10 protein-coding genes and 2 pseudogenes are annotated in these 19,392 nt (G+C 60.3%); 7 read left to right on the top strand and 5 right to left on the bottom strand.

The features are described from left to right. Positions 1–74 precede the first annotated feature (74 nt). From AB2N04_RS15415 to AB2N04_RS15395, 5 genes and pseudogenes are all read left to right on the top strand, one after another. Complete coding sequence (locus AB2N04_RS15415) at positions 75–1,319, top strand: alpha/beta fold hydrolase (protein ID WP_367715340.1); 1,245 nt, start codon at positions 75–77, stop codon at positions 1,317–1,319. 155 nt (positions 1,320–1,474) lie between these two features. Further along, positions 1,475–2,986 (top strand): Do family serine endopeptidase, encoded by a 1,512-nt coding sequence (locus tag AB2N04_RS15410; RefSeq protein ID WP_367715338.1) that lies wholly within the window; start codon positions 1,475–1,477, stop codon positions 2,984–2,986. A 91-nt stretch (positions 2,987–3,077) separates the two neighbouring features. Further along, positions 3,078–3,749, top strand: a complete 672-nt coding sequence (locus tag AB2N04_RS15405; RefSeq protein WP_367715336.1) for a winged helix-turn-helix domain-containing protein — start codon at positions 3,078–3,080, stop codon at positions 3,747–3,749. Next, positions 3,749–5,173, top strand: coding sequence for an ATP-binding protein (locus AB2N04_RS15400; protein WP_367715334.1), 1,425 nt, complete (start codon positions 3,749–3,751; stop codon positions 5,171–5,173). Before AB2N04_RS15405 ends, AB2N04_RS15400 begins: the two co-directional genes overlap by 1 nt. 80 nt (positions 5,174–5,253) lie before the next feature. Further along, positions 5,254–8,212, top strand: a pseudogene (locus AB2N04_RS15395) (bifunctional [glutamine synthetase] adenylyltransferase/[glutamine synthetase]-adenylyl-L-tyrosine phosphorylase). Between the two features lie 9 nt (positions 8,213–8,221). Here AB2N04_RS15395 and AB2N04_RS15390 read toward each other — a convergent pair. Continuing rightward, a pseudogene (locus tag AB2N04_RS15390) lies at positions 8,222–10,481 on the bottom strand (PAS domain-containing sensor histidine kinase). A gap of 207 nt (positions 10,482–10,688) precedes the next feature. Further along, complete coding sequence (gene pepN, locus AB2N04_RS15385) at positions 10,689–13,334, bottom strand: aminopeptidase N (protein ID WP_367715332.1); 2,646 nt, start codon at positions 13,332–13,334, stop codon at positions 10,689–10,691. A gap of 189 nt (positions 13,335–13,523) precedes the next feature. On the opposite strand from pepN, the gene AB2N04_RS15380 reads away from it, so the two are divergent. Next, positions 13,524–15,833 carry a xanthine dehydrogenase family protein molybdopterin-binding subunit gene (locus tag AB2N04_RS15380; protein WP_367715331.1) on the top strand — a complete coding sequence of 770 codons (2,310 nt, stop codon included), beginning with the start codon at positions 13,524–13,526 and terminating at the stop codon, positions 15,831–15,833. A gap of 63 nt (positions 15,834–15,896) precedes the next feature. Continuing rightward, positions 15,897–16,850 carry a DMT family transporter gene (locus AB2N04_RS15375; protein WP_367715329.1) on the top strand — a complete coding sequence of 318 codons (954 nt, stop codon included), beginning with the start codon at positions 15,897–15,899 and terminating at the stop codon, positions 16,848–16,850. Between the two features lie 32 nt (positions 16,851–16,882). Here the strand turns inward: AB2N04_RS15375 and AB2N04_RS15370 are convergent, their stop codons facing one another. The 3 genes from AB2N04_RS15370 to AB2N04_RS15360 all read right to left on the bottom strand — a co-directional run bounded on the left by AB2N04_RS15370 (position 16,883) and on the right by AB2N04_RS15360 (position 19,318). Beyond that, the gene (locus AB2N04_RS15370) at positions 16,883–17,782 is read right to left on the bottom strand and encodes a hypothetical protein (RefSeq protein WP_367715327.1); all 900 of its coding nucleotides are present in this window, start codon (positions 17,780–17,782) and stop codon (positions 16,883–16,885) included. A 59-nt stretch (positions 17,783–17,841) separates the two neighbouring features. After that, the gene (locus tag AB2N04_RS15365) at positions 17,842–18,675 is read right to left on the bottom strand and encodes a uracil-DNA glycosylase family protein (RefSeq protein ID WP_367715326.1); all 834 of its coding nucleotides are present in this window, start codon (positions 18,673–18,675) and stop codon (positions 17,842–17,844) included. 73 nt (positions 18,676–18,748) lie between these two features. Then, a complete protein-coding gene (locus AB2N04_RS15360) occupies positions 18,749–19,318 on the bottom strand; it encodes a hypothetical protein (RefSeq protein WP_367715324.1) in 570 nt (189 codons plus the stop codon). Positions 19,319–19,392: the final 74 nt, after the last annotated feature.

Raw genomic sequence — 19,392 nt, 5'->3', positions numbered from 1 at the left:
TGAATGCACTTTGAGTCGATCCTGTTTCACCCTAGGGTCAGGGCTTGTTTTCGGCCCGAGCAAAAGGTGGAACCATGGCGCCCATAACCCAGAAGCTCGAATTTCGTGGACACTCGGGCGCAAAACTTGCCGCCCGGCTGGATCTGCCCAACGGCGCGGTAAGGGCGTACGCGCTGTTTGCACATTGCTTCACCTGCTCAAAAGACCTGTTGGCTGCGCGCCGCATTGCGGCAGAACTCACACGGGCGGGCATCGCCGTTCTACGGTTTGATTTCACAGGTCTTGGGTCCAGCGAGGGAGAGTTCGCGTCCACGAATTTTTCCACGAACATAGGCGACCTTGAGAGCGCAGCGATGTTTCTGGAGAAACACTATGAAGCACCCTCCGTTCTGATCGGACACTCTCTTGGCGGTGCCGCGGTCCTCGCCATTGCCGGTCGCCTCAAATCCGTGAGGGCTGTCGCAACGATTGGCGCTCCAGCCGACACCGAGCATGTTTTGAAGAATCTGGGCAGTTCGCTTTCGGAAATTGAAAGGCACGGTCAGGCAGACGTTTCGCTGGGGGGGCGCCGGTTTCGCGTGGCATCGCAGTTCATCGAGGACGTGCGCTCACACAGTCTGCTTGAGGCCGTTTCTGCCCTGCGTGTCCCCTTGCTCTTGATGCATGGGCCTCTGGACGAGATTGTCGGTATAGACAATGCGACGGAGATTTTTCTCGCGGCAAGACACCCCAAGAGTTTCGTGTCACTCGACACGGGCGATCACCTGCTGAGCCGTTCGGAAGACGCGACTTTCGCTGCCAGTGTCATTGCCGGCTGGTTGTCACGATACATTTCCGCAGACGAGCCACAGGGCAATGTCGATGTGGAGCATGTTCGTGTACTCGAAACCGGGCAGGGAAAATTCCAGAACGCGGTTCAGGCTGGCCGACACAGATTGTTTGCCGATGAGCCGGTGAGCTTCGGGGGGCTCGATACGGGGCCTTCCCCCTACGATTTTCTCTCGATTGCGCTCGGCGCATGCACGACCATGACGCTACGCATGTATGCGGAGAGAAAGAAGCTCGAGCTCGGCCGCGTCAGCGTGGATGTCTCGCATGCCAAAATCCATGCGCGGGACTGCGTCGATTGCACCGATGCCGATGCGGCCAGGGGGCGCATCGATCGCTTCGAGCGGGTGATTGACGTCGAGAACGCCATTTCGGATGAGTTGCGCGCCAAGCTTCTCGAGATAGCGGGAAAATGTCCGGTGCATCGCACCCTGGAAAGCGTCGCGCATGTGCATACGCGTCACCGGCACAAAGGTTCGTCCGAGAGCTGAAGCCGCACTCTGCAACATTACGAAAATTTCATCGGCTGGAAATGCCGTCGTAATGTATGAAACACTATCTATGATTTCGGAAAACGGCGTGAAACGCCGACGCTACAGTGCTTTCTAGAGGAATGATTTCTATGCACCACAACGCTGAAACAGGGATGAATAGATCGGGCGCAAGTGGCAAGGGGCGCAGGCGCCTTGTCGCAACGGTCGCATCTTTGGCCATCGCCGGGGTGGTCGGAATTGGCGCCATAACGAGTGCCACGGCTCCGGTCATGGCCGAGGCGGTGCGCCTTGACCAGCCCGTCCAGGCGCCGAGCTTTGCAGACATCGTCGAGAAGGTTTCGCCCGCCGTGGTAAGCGTCCGGGTCAAGGCCGACGTGGAAATGGCCTCTAACCGTGGCGGCTCGGGCCTTTTCGAAATGCCGGGTTTTGAAGAGCTGCCTGATGGACATCCGCTCAAGCGCTTCTTCCGAGAGTTCCGCGGAGACAGGGGCGGGGAGAAACAACGCCGTCGTCAGGGCCGCCCGCGGCCTGTTTCGCAGGGATCCGGTTTCTTCATTTCCGAAGATGGCTATCTCGTCACCAACAATCATGTGGTCGATGGTGGTAGCAGCTTCACCGTTGTCATGGATGATGGAACCGAGATCGACGCGAAGCTCGTTGGAACGGATGCCCGCACGGATCTGGCGGTCCTGAAAGTCGAGGAAGAGCGCAGCTTCACCTATGTCGACTTTGCCGATGACGCGAAGGTTCGGGTTGGCGACTGGGTGGTTGCGGTTGGCAATCCGTTCGGTCTTGGCGGTACGGTGACGGCCGGTATCGTTTCCGCCCGCGGCCGTGATATCGGAGCAGGACCCTATGACGACTTCATTCAGATCGACGCAGCGGTGAACCGAGGCAATTCCGGTGGCCCCGCCTTCAATCTGACGGGTGAAGTGGTTGGCATCAACACGGCGATATTCTCGCCGTCGGGCGGCAATGTGGGTATTGCCTTTGCCATCCCGGCCTCCGTCGCCAAAGAAGTCGTCAGGGATCTGATCGAAGATGGAACCGTCGAGCGTGGCTGGCTTGGCGTTCAGATCCAGCCTGTCTCGAAAGACATCGCCGAATCCGTCGGCCTGGATGAGGAAAAAGGTGCACTGGTTGCCGATGCACAGGACGGAGAGCCCGCCGACAAGGCCGGTATCCGCTCCGGCGACATCATCATTGCGGTGGATGGTAAAACAGTGTCCTCACCAAAGGAGCTTGCACGCCTGGTGGCCGCTTTCGCCCCGGGGAACGAGGTCGAAGTGACCCTGTGGCGCAATGGCAAGACGGAGAGCGTCAGCGTGACACTCGCCGAGATGCCGGGCACGAAGTCTCTGGCTTCGGCCGGCGGGGGGGCACAGTCGGACATCATGAACGCGCAGTTCGGCCTCAAGGTCACGCCGGCAGAGGATGGCGACGGGCTGGTCGTGACGGATGTCGAACCGGGTAGCGCGGCCGACGAGCGTGGCATTCGCCCCGGTGACATCATCCGTGAGGTCAACTCGCGCTCGGTCAAGTCCGGCAAGGATGTGGAAGAAGCGGTCTCTGCTGCCGTAGAGGCGGGACGCAAGGCCGTCCTGGTGCAGATCCAGCGCGATGATGCCACGCGCTTCATTGCCCTTCCAGCCGGCGAAGGCTGAAGCCTGACATTCGTGCCGCTCTCCGGCTCACAGCATGGGGGGCGGCATTCAACGGTTTATCGCCTCCGGCAACCGGGATATTGAAAGTGTCATGAAAATTCTTGTCATCGAGGATGATCGGGAGGCGGCCGATTATCTGAAGAACGCGTTTGCAGAGGCCGGTCACACAGCCGATATCGCCCGCGATGGCGATAGTGGCTTTTCCCTTGCCGATACCGGAAGCTACGATGTTTTCGTTATCGACCGCATGCTGCCTCGCCGCGACGGGCTTTCGATCATCACCGAACTGCGCGAGAACGGTAACACAACGCCGGCGCTGATCCTTTCCGCATTGGGTGAGGTGGATGATCGCGTGACTGGCCTGCGCGCCGGCGGCGATGACTACCTCACCAAGCCATATGCATTTTCCGAACTTCTTGCGCGCGTGGAAGTGTTGAGGCGGCGTTCGGGTTCAAAGGATATCGAGACATCCTATCAGGTGGGAGACCTTGAGCTTGACCGGCTCTCTCATACCGTTCGCCGCGCCGGCAGGGAGATCGTGCTGCAACCCCGGGAGTTCCGTCTTCTGGAATTCATGATGCGCCATGCGGGACAGGTGGTCACCCGCACCATGCTTCTCGAAAATGTCTGGGATTACCATTTCGACCCGCAGACCAACGTCATCGATGTGCATATCTCGCGGCTGCGGGGCAAGATCGAAAAGGATTTCGACAAGCCGTTGCTCCATACCGTGCGAGGCGCGGGCTACATGCTGAAGGACTGATGGCCCGGCTTCTCTCCATTCTCAACACGACGGCAGCGCGCCTGTCGGCGCTGTACCTCATTCTGTTTGCGGTGTGTGCGTCGTTTCTGGTCATCTACATGACATCGCTGTCTGCACGTATGCTCGTCGGGCAGACGCAGGAAGCAATCAATGAGGAGGTGCGAGGCCTTGACCGGGCCTATCGGCGTGGCGGACTGCCTCTGCTCGTGCGGGTAATCGAATCGCGGTCGCGCCAGCCGGGCGCCAACCTCTATCTGCTGGCCGATGCCAATGGCCGCATCCTCTCGGGCAATGTGGAAAGCCTTCAGCCCGGTGTGCTCGACAGGATGGGATGGACCGAACGGCCCTTCACCTACAGTCGGTTCGGAGAAGGGGAGGCGCGGCTGGAGCCGCGGCCCGGCGGGGCCGAACACAGGGCCGTGGCGGTGGTGTTTCGTTTGCCCAATCAGATCATTGTCATGGTTGGCAGAGATCTGGGTGAACCGGAAAAGTTTCGGAACGTGATGCAGCGCGCCCTCGTGGTCACCCTGGCCATCATGTGTGCGGGTGCGCTGCTAATCTGGTATTTTGTCGGGAGACGCGCCCTCAAGCGCATTGACCGTGTGTCCGAGGCAAGCCGCAGCATCATGGGCGGAGACCTCAGCAGGCGCCTTCCTGTTTCTGGTGCCGGTGACGAATTTGATCGACTGTCAGACAATCTCAACAAGATGCTGGATCGCATCGCGGCACTGAACGAGGGGCTTCGGCAGGTTTCCGACAATGTCGCTCACGATCTCAAGACGCCGCTCACCCGGCTGCGCAACAGGGCGGAGGCTGCACTTGCGGCAGATCCGAGCAAGGCAGACTATCGTGCCGCGCTGGAGCAGAGCATCGCTGAATCCGACCAGTTGATCCGGACCTTTAATGCCATTCTCATGATTTCGCGACTTGAAGCAGGGTATTCGGCCGAGGCGACTTCGCGGATCGATATAAGGGCGATCCTCGCTGATGTGGTTGAGCTATATGAACCTCTTGCAGAAGAGCAGGGCGTCTCGCTCAGCGCACGGATCGACGATGCGGTGGAATTGCGGGGCAATCGGGAACTGATCGGCCAGGCTCTTTCAAACATCGTCGACAACGCCATCAAATATTCGGCCGGCTCCAGCGAAAGCCCTTCAGTCGAGGTGAGCCTCGTCAAGGGAGCGCAGGAGGTGCGTCTGACGGTGCGGGACAACGGGCCGGGTGTTCCCCGGGAAGATCAGCAGCGAATGACCGAACGTTTCGTGCGGCTTGAGGAAAGCCGCACGCAACCCGGTTCGGGACTTGGGCTCAGCCTTGCAAAGGCTGTCATGACCTTCCATGGTGGCTCCCTCGAATTCGCCGACAATTCGCCTGGCCTGGCTGTGACGATGGTCTTTCCTCTGGAACGTCCCAAGCGGACCTAGAACGATATTACGACCATCGTCACACTGCTTTGCGCGGCGGATTGGCGGCCACAGGCAGGATTGACGAAAAGGGAGTTGGAATGGAGCAGAAGGCGCTCGAAGATGGCAGCCTGTGGTTTGGCTCTCCGGTCTGTGAACTGTCGCCGGTTGATGAGCAGCAGGCAGCCGAAGCCTGCGGGATGGTGCTTGAGGCAGCGCGGGAAGCCGGATGCCAGCGGCTCAGCGGTCTATTGTCCGGAAAGACCGCGCTTGCGGGATTTCTTGCTGCCGTCTTCGAGCTGTCTCCGTTCCTGCGCGACTGCGCACGCCGCAATCCGCATTCTCTCGAAGCACTGTTCGAAAGACCGCTGGCCGATCGGATCGAGGAACTGTTCAGCTCGATAGAGCAGACGGCTTTCGAAGACGATCAAAGCGAAAGCGGGGTCATGAAGGCGCTGCGCCATCTCAAGGCGGAGGCGCATTTCCTGATTGCCCTGGAGCGGCTGGCGGATGCCGCAGATACGGAGAAAACCACGCAAAGGCTGAGCAGGCTTGCCGAGTGTTGCATTGGCGCGGGAGTAAATTTCCTTCTTCTGGACGCTGATCGTGGCGGAAAGCTGAAACTGCCTAATCGCGATAAGCCGGCCGCCCAGAGCGGGTGGATCGTGCTCGCCATGGGCAAGCTCGGCGCCGACGAGCTCAACTTTTCGTCAGACATCGACCTGATCGTGCTGCTGGACCCGGAGGCTCCCGCCATCACCGAGCCGTATGAGGCGGTCGATCTGTTCGTACGCCTCACGCGCCGTCTGGTGCGAATATTGCAGGACCGGACAGAGCACGGCTATGTGTTTCGCACGGATTTGCGGTTGAGACCCGATCCGGGCTCCACACCGCTCGCAATTCCGGTGGAGGCCGCGCTCCATTATTACGAGAGCCGTGGTCAGAACTGGGAGCGCGCGGCAATGATCAAGGCGCGCGCCATTGCGGGAGATACGGCTGCCGGTGAAAGGTTTCTGAAAGAACTCCAGCCATATGTCTGGCGAAAATATCTCGATTACGCGGCGATTGCCGATGTGCACTCCATCAAGCGTCAGATCCATGCGCACAAGGGGCATGGAGAGGTTGCGGTCAAGGGACACAATGTCAAGCTGGGGCGCGGTGGCATCCGGGAAATCGAGTTTTTCGTCCAGACCCAGCAACTGATCGCGGGGGGGCGGTTTCCCGAACTGCGCGGGCGGTCCACCATCGCGATGCTTGGTGAACTTGCACGCTGCGGCTGGATCGATGATGAAGCGCGGGATGCGCTGAGCAGGCAGTACTGGTTCCTGCGGGATGTGGAGCACGCCCTGCAGATGGTCGCCGACGAGCAGATACACACCCTGCCCGAAGACAATGACGAACTCGAGCGCATCGCCCACCTGCTCGCCTTTGAAGGGGCTGAGGCATTTTCGGCCGCATTCCGCGAGAGCCTTCGTCTGGTTGAGCAGCATTATGCCGAATTGTTCGAAACGGCACCGCAGCTTTCACGCGGTGTGGGCAATCTCGTATTCACGGGCGATGTCGACGACCCCGGCACTTTGGAAACGCTTGGTGAGCTGGGGTTTGAGCGTCCAAGCGACATGTGCCGTGTCATCCGAGGCTGGCACTACGGGCGCTATCGCGCCACACAATCCGCCGAGGCACGCGAACGCCTGACCGAGCTCACGCCAGCACTGCTGGAAGCCTTCGGCGGAACGAGACGGGCGGATGAAGCGCTTCTGCGCTTCGACACGTTCCTGTCGGGGCCTGCCTGCCGGCATTCAGTTGTTCTCCCTGCTGCAGTCCAATCCGCCGCTGCTCAACATGCTGGTCAGCATCATGGGCGCGGCACCGAGACTCGCGTCCATCATCACCCGGCGGCCTCACGTCTTCGATGGTCTGCTCGATCCGGCGCTTTTGTCCGAACTGCCGAACCGGAGATACCTGGCCGAGCGGCTCGAGGCGTTTCTCACCGGTGCGCAACTGTATGAGGAGATACTGGACAGGCTGCGCATTTTTGCTGCCGAACAGAAGTTCTTGATCGGCATCCGGCTTTTGACCGGGGCCATTGATGCGGACCGGGCCGGCAAGGCCTTTTCGGATCTCGCGGATCTGACAGTGGCGGCGGCGCTCGAAGCGGTGGTGAAGAACTTTGCCGAACGACACGGAACCGTTGCGGGTGGCCGGGTTGCCATACTGGGCATGGGGAAACTCGGCAGCAGGGAACTGACAGCCGGTTCCGATATCGATCTGATCCTTCTTTACGACCATGATCCGGATGCAGACTGTTCGGATGGACAGAAAGCGCTGGCACCTTCGGAATATTATGCCCGCCTGACCCAGAGGCTGATTGCAGCCGTTTCGGCCCCGACGGCCGAGGGGGTGCTTTATGATCTTGATCTGCGGCTCCGCCCGTCTGGAAACAAGGGGCCGGTCGCGACCCATATCGAGGCGTTCGCGCGCTATCAGCGCAAGGAGGCCTGGGTCTGGGAACACATGGCATTGACCCGCGCCCGAACCGTGGCCGGCGATGCCGATCTCATGGAACGTGTCGAGGAAGAGGTCGGCGAGGTCCTGGCGCTGCAGCGCGATGAAGCCAAAATCCGCGAAGAAGCCACCAGAATGCGCAGTCTGCTTGAAGAAGAAAAGCCGGCCCGCGATATCTGGGATCTCAAGCTGGTTTCCGGCGGCCTGATCGATCTGGAGTTCATCGCCCAGGTGGCGGTTTTGACACGGAACATCTCAGGCGGGGCGGTGGGCACCGGCACGGCCGATGTGTTGCACGAACTCCCCGAGGGGTTCTGTTCCAAACAGGCCCGTCAGGAGCTTGTCGAGGCACATGGTCTCTACATGACATTGACGCAGATCACGCGGCTGTGCCTCGAAGGCGGGTTCGACCCCGACGAGGCCCCACCAGGGTTTTCCGACCTTCTCCTGCGCCAGACGGATTTGCCCGACCTTCAGGTTCTGTCTGCCCATCTGGAAGAAACTGCTGGCCGGGTCCGCGGGCTGTTCGAAGATCTGATAGGCAGTGTGCAATAGGCGCCAGGATCAGGCTGCGACCGCAGGCTTGCTGCGGTTTTCCGCAGGAAGCCTGACCGAAACGATGGTGCCGACACCCTCCGTGGAGCGGATTTTCAACACACCGCCATGCAACTCCGCCAGCGAGCGGGAAATCGCCAGTCCGAGGCCGGACCCGGTGTGGTTTTTCGAGAACTGGTTCTGGACCTGCTCGAAGGGCCGTCCGAGCTTTTGCAATGCATCGCGTGGAATGCCGCAGCCCGAATCCTCGATGGTCAGCGTCACGGCAGGGCCGACCTTGCGCGCGCGCAAGGAGATGTGCCCGCCTTCTCCCGTGAACTTGACCGCGTTCGACAGGAGATTGATCACAATCTGCTTGATGGCGCGGCGGTCGGCAAAAACCTTCATCATGTCGGGAATGTCGACCTTCATCGCGATGGATTTTTCCGAGGCCTGAAGATCAACCACCCGCACGGTCTCCCGGATAAGGGGGCAAAGATCGATTTCCTCGCAGTCGACCGAGAACTGACCGGCTTCGATCTTGGACATGTCGAGAATGTCGTTGATGACGCCCAGAAGATATGACCCGCTCGAACATATGTCGCGCACATACTCTTCGTACCTTTCCGATCCGAGTGGACCGAACATGCCCGACGCCATGACCTCGGAAAAGCCGATAATGGCGTTCAGCGGTGTGCGCAACTCGTGCGACATGTTGGCGAGGAACTCGGATTTTGCCCGGTTCGCCGCCTCGGCCCCGTTCGGTTTCGCGCATATATTTGCGGTTGAGTTCGCTCAGTTCGTGGCTGCGCTCCTGCTCGGCGCGGCGTGCGAGACTGAGATCGTGAATCGTGGCCATTAGCCGCCGTTCACTGTCAACGAGCTTGCCCTGATGCTGTTTGAGCTGCGTGATGTCGGTGCCGACCGAAACGGTGCCGCCATCGCGGGTCTTCAGTTCCGTGACCTGCAGCCACCGGCCGTCGGCGAGCTGGCGCTCATAGGTCGCACCGTTGCTGCCGCTGGAGGAAACGGCAAGCCGGCGCTCAAAACGCAGGGCAGGGGCCAGCGCCTCTATGTCACGCCTGTGAGCACCGGCCACGATCATGCTCTGATCGATACCCAGATCCTGCTTGTATTTCGTGTTGCACATGACAAGCCGCTCGGCATAGTCCCAAAGCACGAAGGATTCTCCGATGCTCTCGATCGCCGTGCGCAGCCGCTGGTCTGCCACTTCGGTCTGCTGCACCAGGGTACGCTGCTCCGTCACATCCACCGCGATGCCGATGAGGTGCAGTTCCGGTGCATTTGGGTCAACCACCTGCGCCCGCGCCCGCACCCAGACCCACTGCCCGTCAGCGCGCTTCATCCGGAAGACCCGGTCCACATGATCGATCTCGCGCGCCATGATGCGGTTTGCAAGATCGAACAGGTCACCATCATCGGGATGAATGATCGCGGCAACTTCACCAAAGGAGAGCATTTCGTCGGTCGTTTCGTACCCCAGCATTTCGTACATGGAGCGCGACCAGAACATCTTGCCCCGCACCATGTCCCAGTCCCAAAGGCCGCATTTGCCGCGCACCATCGCCATGTCGATGCGCTGATGGGCTTCCATGTAGATCCGGTCGGCTGCCTGCGCGCGCGCTGCCTGGCTGAAATAGGCGTAAAGGATCACCATCAGGATCCCCGCCGTCAGTGCAAACAGCGTCACATTCAGCGAAACCGAGCGCCGCCAGTCTGCAAACAGAAGATCCCTCGATGTCAGAACAATCGCTGCACCGCGCTGGTTTGGCACGTGGACGAGTGAAGCCAGCCATTGCTCGCCGGCAATCGCCACATTCATCACGCCCGCCCGTGCTCCGAAAAGAAACAGAGGCTGGCCACCCGAGAGCACGTCTTCCAGCGAGCGGTTGACGAGCTCCTGCCCGTTGGGAGAGGTGGCGAGCACCTCGAAGCGATCATTGGTGATTGCCAGAACCCGCTGGTCCGCAGAGCCCGCGCGGCGCATGGCCTCCTCGATCAGAAGCCGCGCCTTCCGGGTCGGGTCGGCCTCGGTATCATCGACTGCAACGCTTGCCGCCAGTGAATCGGCAGCCAGAGCCAGCATGGTTCGCGCATCACGCTCGATATCGTCGCGCCAGGAAAACAGCGAGAGCAGTCGCGCTGCGGCAAGAACGACAAGAAACAGGACAATCAGGACAGGGATGGAACGACGAAGATAAGGTTCGATCGCCAGCAGACGCTCATAGGCGGGAGCAGCGATGATTTTCGCGTTGCCGGCAAGTCCCATTCGCGCTGCGCGTCGGTTTCCTGGCCTGGCAACCACGCCCGCAATCAGGGGCAAAGCCCATCCCCCTGCCTTCGCCATACGACGGGCTCCCTCGTTCCTCGTTAAGTTCGATGATTCGGCTCCGCCTGCTGCCGAATCATCCATAAGGAATCAAAGGTGATTCGCCTTGTCCAGTGTTCTTGGTAAAAAAGATATTAACGCGGACGATCAGGCGAGGGTACGTTCAACGATATCAGCAAGATCGCGCGACAGGCTCTTCCGACTGCTCAGCTCGGCTAGAGTCGACCGGGCAAGCTCCCGGCGGCCCTTTTCCAGTGAACGCCAGGAGCGGAATGCGGTCGCCAGCCTCGCTGCTACCTGAGGATTTTGCCGGTCCAGTTCGGTGACCGTCTCGGCGACGAGGCGGTAGCCCTCGCCGTCGGCCGCATGAAACCCCGTCTGATTGGCCATGGAGAATGTGCCGATGAGCGCACGGACCCGATTGGGATTGGCCATTGAAAAATGCCCGTGCCGCATCAGTTTTCGAACATTCAAAACCGTCTCATGTGCTGGAACCATCGCCTGGAGCTGGAACCATTTGTCGAGCACGAGCGGGTTGTCGCGGTAGCGCTCCTCGAAGGCGATAAGCGCGCTGCGGCCTTCTTGCGTATCGTAAAAGTGCTGTGCCAGTACGGTCAGGGCGCCTGCGCGTTCGGTCATGTTGTCAGCTTCATCGAACTGCTGTTTCGCGAGCCGGGGGCTTCGTTCTCCAACCGCGATGAATTCGAGCAAAGTCGAGCGCAATGCACGCCGGCCGGCACTCGCTGCGTCGGGGGAGAACGGGGCCTGTGTGCGCATGTTGTCGTAGAGGCTACGAAAAACATCCCTTCCGGACTCCGCGATGGACCGGAGCAGCGCCATGCGGGCAGCGTGGATCGCATCGGGATCGATGTCTCGTCCAATTTCACGTGCGATATCGGCCTCTGCCGGCACCGTCAGAACCAGCGCGCGAAACGCTTCTTCGAGCGATGCATCCGTCGCCAGGTTTACGGCAAGCGTGAGCAGATCCTCGGTGAACACAGGTTTCTTGCCGCCGCGAACCGCCTTGCTGGCGGCAATCAGCGCATCGTTGAAAAGACTGGTGAGCGCCTGCCAGCGCGAAAACGGATCGCTGTCGTGTCGCGCCAGAAACAGCCTGTCTTCCACCCGACTCTGGGTGGAAAGGGCGATCGGAGCGGAAAAGCCACGATTGATGGAGAGAACTGGGCGGGCCTCAACCCCGGTGAACGTCACCGTGTGATGACGCTTGCGCAGATGGATGACGCCGTTTTCCACACTTGCCCCTTCGGCGCTTCGATAGGGGAGATCGCTTCCGTCCGGGCCCACCAGCCCGAAGGACAGCGGAATGTGCATGAGGCGTTTGCGGTTCTCGGAGGGGGTGGGCGGCACGGACTGTTCAAGTTCAACGGTAAAGGTCGCGGCCCGGGCATCGTACCGCGAAGAAACGGTCACGCTGGGGGTGCCCGCCTGGTGATACCAAAGGGAAAACTGACCGAGATCGCACTCTGAAACGTCTTCAAATGCTTTGAGAAAATCCTCGATCGTCACGGCCTGACCGTCATGCCTCTCGAAATAGAGATCCATGCCCGCCCGGAAGAGAGCATCTCCCAGGATGGTCTGCAGCATGCGCACGACTTCCGATCCCTTTTCATAGACCGTGGCCGTGTAGAAATTGTTGATCTCGCGATAGCGCCTTGGGCGGACCGGATGGGCAAGCGGTCCCTGATCTTCAGGAAACTGATGGGAGCGCAGGGCGCGGACCTCGGCGATGCGCTTGACCGCCCGGGAGCGCTCATCCGCGGAGAATTCATGGTCACGAAAGACCGTGAGCCCCTCCTTCAGACAAAGCTGGAACCAGTCACGGCAAGTGATTCTGTTTCCAGTCCAATTGTGAAAATATTCGTGAGCGATAATGGCTTCGATGTTGGCGAAATCAACATCCGTTGCCGTGTCGGCGTCGGCAAGCACATACTTGTCGTTGAAGACATTGAGCCCCTTGTTCTCCATAGCACCGGCATTGAAATCGGAGACGGCAACGATGTTGAAGACGTCGAGGTCGTATTCCCGACCAAAGCGTTTTTCGTCCCAGCGCATGGACCGCTTGAGGGCGTCCATCGCATAGGTTGCCCGTGCCTCCTTGCCATGTTCGACATAAATGCCAAGCTCCACCGTGCGCCCTGATGCGGTCTCGAAACTGTCCCGAAGGACACCGAGGTCCCCGGCAACCAGCGCAAAGAGATAGGACGGTTTTGGGAAGGGGTCCTGCCAGACGGCGAAATGGCGTCCGTTTTCCAGCTCTCCCTTACTCACCGGGTTTCCGTTCGAGAGGAGGAGGGGGGCGATCTTTCTGTCCGCCTCGATGCGCACCGTGTAGACCGAAAGCACGTCGGGTCGGTCGAGGAAATAGGTGATGCGCCGAAACCCTTCTGCCTCGCACTGGGTGCAGAACACTCCGTTTGAAACGTAGAGGCCCATCAAAGCCTTGTTCAGGGCCGGGGCTATCCGCGTACGAATGACGAGTTCAAAGGTCCGCGAGGCCGGTAGACAGGTGATCGTGAGTCCGTCGGGGTGCTGTTCATACCCCGAGGCCGGCACGTCACATCCGTCGATCTTCAGTGTCTCTAACCTGAGTTCTTCTCCGTCGAGTTCCAGCGGAGCGTCAACCGACGCGCCTTCGGACCGCTCCAGTTTCAGCGTGGCCGTTACCAGTGTCTCGTGCGGGTCCAGTTGGAAATCCAGCCTGGTTTCGGGGATGAGATAAGGACTTGGTTTGTAGTCCTCGAGACGGACAACCTGGCCGTTTTCAGTGCGCATCTTCACTCTTTCAAACACCAGGAACTGCCCAACAGGAAATTGCTGCTTTACCTGGTATAACAAATTCGGATTGCTGCTCTTTACACGAACACGTGGCTCGACAAAACTGACGGGGCAAATGTCGCTAGACCGCTTCCAGCCAGATCACCCAACGCCGGTCAGTATTCGATTGACCAGAAGGGATTATGCATGAGTGTGATGACGCCGAAATTCGGAATGGGCGCATCTCCGCGTCGCAAGGAGGATGCCGCGTTCATCACGGGGCGCGGGCGTTATACGGACGATTTCCTGCCTGAAGGAACGTTGCATCTCCATGTTCTGCGCTCGCCCGTTGCAAAAGCGGTCTTCAGCATCTCCTCCGTTGACGAGGCCAGGGCCTCCCCGGGTGTTCAGCTGGTGCTGACGGGTGCCGATGTCGCGCATCTGAAGGACCTGCAGTCGGGGGCAATGCAGAAACAGCCCGACGGCACGCGGGCTCCCACGCGCGACATCCCCATCCTTTGCCGGGACCGTGTCCAGTATGTCGGTGATGCCGTGGCCCTGGTGGTGGCGGAAACCCGCGCGCAGGCACAGAATGCGGCTGAACTGATCGAGATCGATTACGAGGATGATGAGCCCGTCACGGCTACCGCGGAAGCCCTGTCGGAAGAGGCGCCGCTTGTGTGGCCGGAGCTGGGCACCAACCGGGCATTTCTAAACCATGTCGGGGACAGGGAAAAAGCGCAGGCCGCTTTCGAACGGGCTGATCATGTGACGCGCGTCGCTTTTGTGAACAACCGCCTCGTCTGCAATTACATGGAGCCGCGGGCGGCTCTGGCGGAGTGGCGGGACGATGAAGACCGCTTTGTGCTGACCACCGGCTCGCAGGGCGTGCATTCCATGCGCTCCATTCTCTGCAAGACCTTCGGGTTCGGGCCGGAAAAGCTCCGGGTCGTCACGCCGGATGTCGGCGGAGGTTTTGGCCCGAAAACCTTTGTCTACCGTGAGTATGCAATGGTGATGGAGGCCGCGCGGCAGCTCGGGCGCCCGGTCAAATGGACCGGCGACCGAAGCGAGCACTTCATGACCGATGCCCAGGGGCGCGACAATGTCGTGGTCGCAGAAATGGCCATGGACAGGGATGGCCGCTTTCTCGCCCTACGTGTCGATCTCACGGCGAATATGGGAGCTTACATCTCTCAGTTCGCTCCATTCATCCCCTTTGTCGGCGTTTCCATGTCGACCGGTGTCTACGATATCCAGGCGCTGGATGTGACGATCAAGGGCGTTTACACAAACACATGCCCGGTCGATGCCTATCGCGGCGCCGGGCGCCCGGAGGCGGCTTTCCTTCTGGAAAAACTGGTTGATGCCTGCGCGCGGGAGATCGGTCTCGAGCGCGACGAAATCCGCCGCCGCAATTTCATAAAACCCGAGCAGTTTCCCTATCGCACCCAGACCGGACGCCTCTACGATGTGGGTGAGTTCGAAGGGCATATGGACCAGTGCATGAAAAATGCCGGCTGGCATACGTTCGAAGAACGGCTAGCCCACTCGCGCGAGAAGGGAAAACTGCGTGGCATCGGCATGGCCACCTATATCGAGGCCTGCGCTTTTGCCGGGTCGGAACCCGCACATGTGCGTCTCAACGCAGACGGCACCGTCACGCTTTTGATCGGCACCCAATCGAACGGGCAGGGGCATGCCACCGCCTATGCGCAATTCGTGGCCGACAGGCTGAACATCGATATCGACAAGGTTACGGTGCGTCAGGGCGATACGGACGAACTGGCATCGGGAGGCGGCACCGGCGGGTCGCGCTCCATCCCGCTGGGAGGCGTTTCCGCCGCCCGTGCGGGCGAAGACCTTGCCGAAAAGATCCGAAAGCTGGCAGCCGATGAGCTTGAGGCTTCGGTCGAGGATATCGAGCTGTCGGGCGGTGCCGCGCGCATCGTGGGCACCGACCGGTCGGTGGATTTCGCATCCATAGCCACGGCTGCGAGGAAGCCGGAGGACATCGAGGGTTTTGGAGAATTCTTCCAGGAAGAGGCGACCTATCCCAACGGGACGCATATCTGTGAAGTTGAAATAGACCCGGAAACCGGCAGCACCGAGGTGGTTGCCTACACGATCGTCGATGATTTCGGTGCCACCGTGAATCCGGTTCTGCTGGAAGGGCAGGTGCATGGCGGGGTTGCACAGGGCCTGGGCCAGGCGCTGACGGAAGAAACCATCTACTCCGAAGACGGTCAGTTGGTGACGGCGAGCTTCATGGATTATGCGATGCCGCGCGCCGACAACCTGCCTTTCATCGATTTTCAGACCCGCAACGTCCCCTCGACCACCAATGCAATGGGCATCAAGGGGGCAGGGGAAGCAGGCACCATCGGAGCAACACCGGCCGTTCTCAATGCCGTTACAGATGCACTTTACCGTGCCTATGGCATTACACATATCGAGATGCCAGCCACGCCGAAGCGGGTGTGGTCCGCCATCAACGAGGCCCGAAACGCCGCATGAAAGGAGCGGGAGAACACCCCGATCCCGCCCCACCGAGCCAAACTCTTTTCAGGATGTAAAAACATGCCCGCTGCGAGCGACGTCGGCGTTGAACGCCAGCCTCTTGTCGGCATTGCGCTGAAGGTCATATCGGTCGCCATATTCGTGATCATGTCTTCGCTGATCAAATCGGCGGGCACGGTGCCATCCGGGCAGATCGTCTTCTTCCGCTCGTTCTTCGCAATCTTCCCCATCATCGCCATGCTCGCATGGCGCAGGGAACTCAAAACCGCGTTTCACACCACGCACCCCGTCAGCCACATCATGCGCGGCCTTGTCGGCGTCACCGCAATGGGGCTTGGCTTTTTCGCACTGACACGGCTGCCCCTGCCGGATGCCATCACCCTGAATTACGCGCAGCCGCTGATCGTGGTGGTGTTTTCGGCGATCTTCATGGGAGAGGTGGTGCGCATATACCGCTGGAGCGCGGTTGCGGTCGGCTTCGTTGGCGTGATCATCATTGCCTGGCCAAAACTCACACTGCTCACCGGCGGCGCGGGACTGGAGGCGGCCGAGGCCGTTGGGGTCATTGCGGCCCTTTGCGCGGCCACCGGCTCCGCTGTCGCCATGCTTCTGGTCCGCCGTCTGGTGCAGACGGAAAAGACAGCCACGATCGTTCTGTGGTTTTCCGTCACGGCAACGGTGCTTGCGCTGTTCACCATACCGTTCGGCTGGGAAAGCCTGTCGCGCGAGCAATATCTGGCGCTGGCCGGGGCTGGTGTTTGCGGCGGTGTCGCGCAGATCCTCATGACCGAGTGCTATCGCCATGCAGAGCTTTCAACCATTGCTCCTTTTGAATACACGTCGATGCTTCTGGCGATTGTAATCGGCTATTTCGTGTTTGGCGATGTTCCCACAGCCTACACACTGGTCGGTGGGGCAATCGTTATCGGTGCCGGTCTGTTCATCATCTGGCGCGAGCGGCAGCTGGGCCTCAAAAGAGTTGCCGCCCGCCGCTTCGTTCCCCCGGCTTCATGACGGTGGCTCGTCCGCAGGCTGAAGCCCTTCGATCAAAGGCCTTCGGGCAGATCTGGCCAAAGGGCGCCGAAGCGCTCTTCCTCCTGCAGCGTGTCATTGCCGAAATGGTAGCGAAACCCGGCGAAGATTCCGTGTGACCGGATCTCATCCGGGGTGGCGGATCTGCGCCCGTACTCGGTCAGCCTGTAGCGGTAGCCGCCAAACGTGCTGAAAGGCAGCTCGTCGGGCCGGTAATCGATGGCCGAAGTCAGGCCATAGGCATGTGCATCTTCGGTTTTGTCGAGCGGATGCTCATAGGTGCCGCGCACTTCAAAGCGCAACTGGTCGGTCAGGTAATAACGTGCGCCGAGGCCGGCAAAGGCGCTTTCGGGCCTCAGCGTGATGAAATCGCCCGTGCGCACGCCCGCCAGCGCCAACAGTGTGGCCTTGTCGGAAAACAGCGCTGCCTCCAGGCCGGTCGCGACTCTTCGGCGATTTCTAAGCTCGGGTGTGGCTGTGCCGTGCTCGGCATTCTGCCCGTGGGTTTCGCCAACGGCAACAAACGCCCCAGCCGCATGGCTGGCCGGGTTTCGGTGATACACATGCACGCTGCCCTGCGTCTGCTGCATTTTCTGATGACCGGATTGTGCGCGCCTGTGCTTCAGATTCTTCTGCACATTCCACCCGGCGCCGATCCTGTGGTTGAGTTTGCCTGAAGCATGCACCGTCGAGTGACGTGCGGGTTGCAAGGCGTGCCGGCCGGTCCCATCGAACTGGCGGTACTCGATCACCCCGCTCATTGCAGGGCGCGTCTTGCTCATCGCCGCTTGTGCGGCGCGATAACGGTTGAGCGCATCATGCGCAAAGGGGTCCGCGCCGAACGCGGGCGTTGCGCAGAGAGAAATGGACCAAAGCAGAAAGATGCGCCCCCCGGAACCAACGCGAACACACATGCTCGACTCCGGGACGTTACTGAAGGCTCGGAGTGTGCCGCAGCAGCGTTAATGCAGTCTTAAGAGACCGGCGCGCCCGATCCACCCGCCTCATCGAGTTTCAGCCGGATTGCCAGAAAATCGTTCCAGGCAAGTTTCTTGTGAGCCGGATTGCGCAGAAGGTACGCCGGGTGCAATGTCGGCATGGTGGGGATCGCACGGCCTGACGGCGTCTTGTGTGCCGCCCAGTTGCCACGCATCCGCATGATGCCGGTCTGGGTGTTCAAAAGCAGCTTTGTAGAGGGGTTGCCGAGCGTCACCAGCACCTTCGGAGCAACGAGCTCGATGTGGCGTTCGATGAACGGGCGGCAGATTTCGGTTTCCAGGGGCGAGGGGTCTCTGTTGCCGGGCGGCCGCCACGGAATTACGTTGGAAATATAGGCGGATGTCCGGTCGAGACCGATGGAGGCAAGCATGCGATCAAGCAGTTTGCCCGAGCGGCCGACAAAGGGCAGCCCCTGCAGGTCCTCGTCGCGGCCCGGTGCCTCGCCGACAAACATCACGCTTGCCTGCGGATTGCCGTCGGCGAACACGGTGTTCTTCGCAGTGGTCTTGAGGTTGCACCCATCGAAGCCTGAGAGCAGCTCGCGCAGCGCCTCGAGACTGTCTGCACTTCCGGCAAGCTCGCGCGCCCGCGCAGCCTGTGCATCATCGGGTACCGCAGCTTTTGGCACAGCCGGCCGGCTCTGGGGCGGAACAACCGTTTTCTGCCGCACGGGCTCGCGTCTGGCCGCGCGTTTCTCTGCTTCGATCCGGGTTTCCTCAAATCGGTCGGCCGCTTCATCAAGGAGCGGCTCATCCACGCCGGCATCGGCGTAGAAGGTCAAAAGCTCCCTTAGTCCAGCGGAATCCATCGCGTCCAAAATCCTGATTGTCGGCGGGTGACGAAGGGAGACACTCTCTCTTTCTTTGCCGGTTGTTGCAAGATCAGGAAGCGGGAATGCGCGGGTCCTGCACCAGATAAAACAACGGTTTCGGCGTCAGGTCGGTGATCAGCAGCCGAAAGGTCACGAAATCGCCTGCATCGACCGTGCCTGCCTGAAACAGAATCCGGTCATGGGGTTCGAATTTGCGATCGTGAGTGGCGAAAGCACTGGAGCCGGTATGCCTGGCGACGATGTTCCTCTGATCGAAAGAGAGGCCGTCTCCATAGACACTCGATATGCCGCGCAGTTCCTGCAGCTCGAACTCGAATTCGACCCAGGGCAGGTTGCTTGCATTCAGTGTCTCGATCTCGATGAAGAGAAAGCCGCCGCTCCGTTCGTCAAAGGCATATCGAGGCACGTCACCGCCGGAGCGGATGACCAGCACCACGGCAGAGGCCGAATACAGCTCCTGCTTTAGACGCACCGGGTCGCTGCGCGAACCTGCGCCGGATGCCGCAAGAATACGGAAACCGCCCAATTCATCGGAAAACGAGTACTGTCCGGCGTGCCAGCGCCCATCGTCTCCCGGGCCCGCGCCCAGCAAGGCTGCAAGCAGGGGGATTGAGGCCATGAACATGATGCGAGGCAGGACAACACCTCCCTTCCTGCCGCATTATACCGCCACTTCACTGATGAGAGAATGGA

Origin of the sequence: Nitratireductor sp. GISD-1A_MAKvit (assembly GCF_040819555.1) — a bacterium.
GTDB lineage: Bacteria > Pseudomonadota > Alphaproteobacteria > Rhizobiales > Rhizobiaceae > Nitratireductor.
The sequence above is the reverse complement of the archived record's forward strand: the minus strand, read 5'-3'. Positions and strand labels throughout refer to the sequence as shown.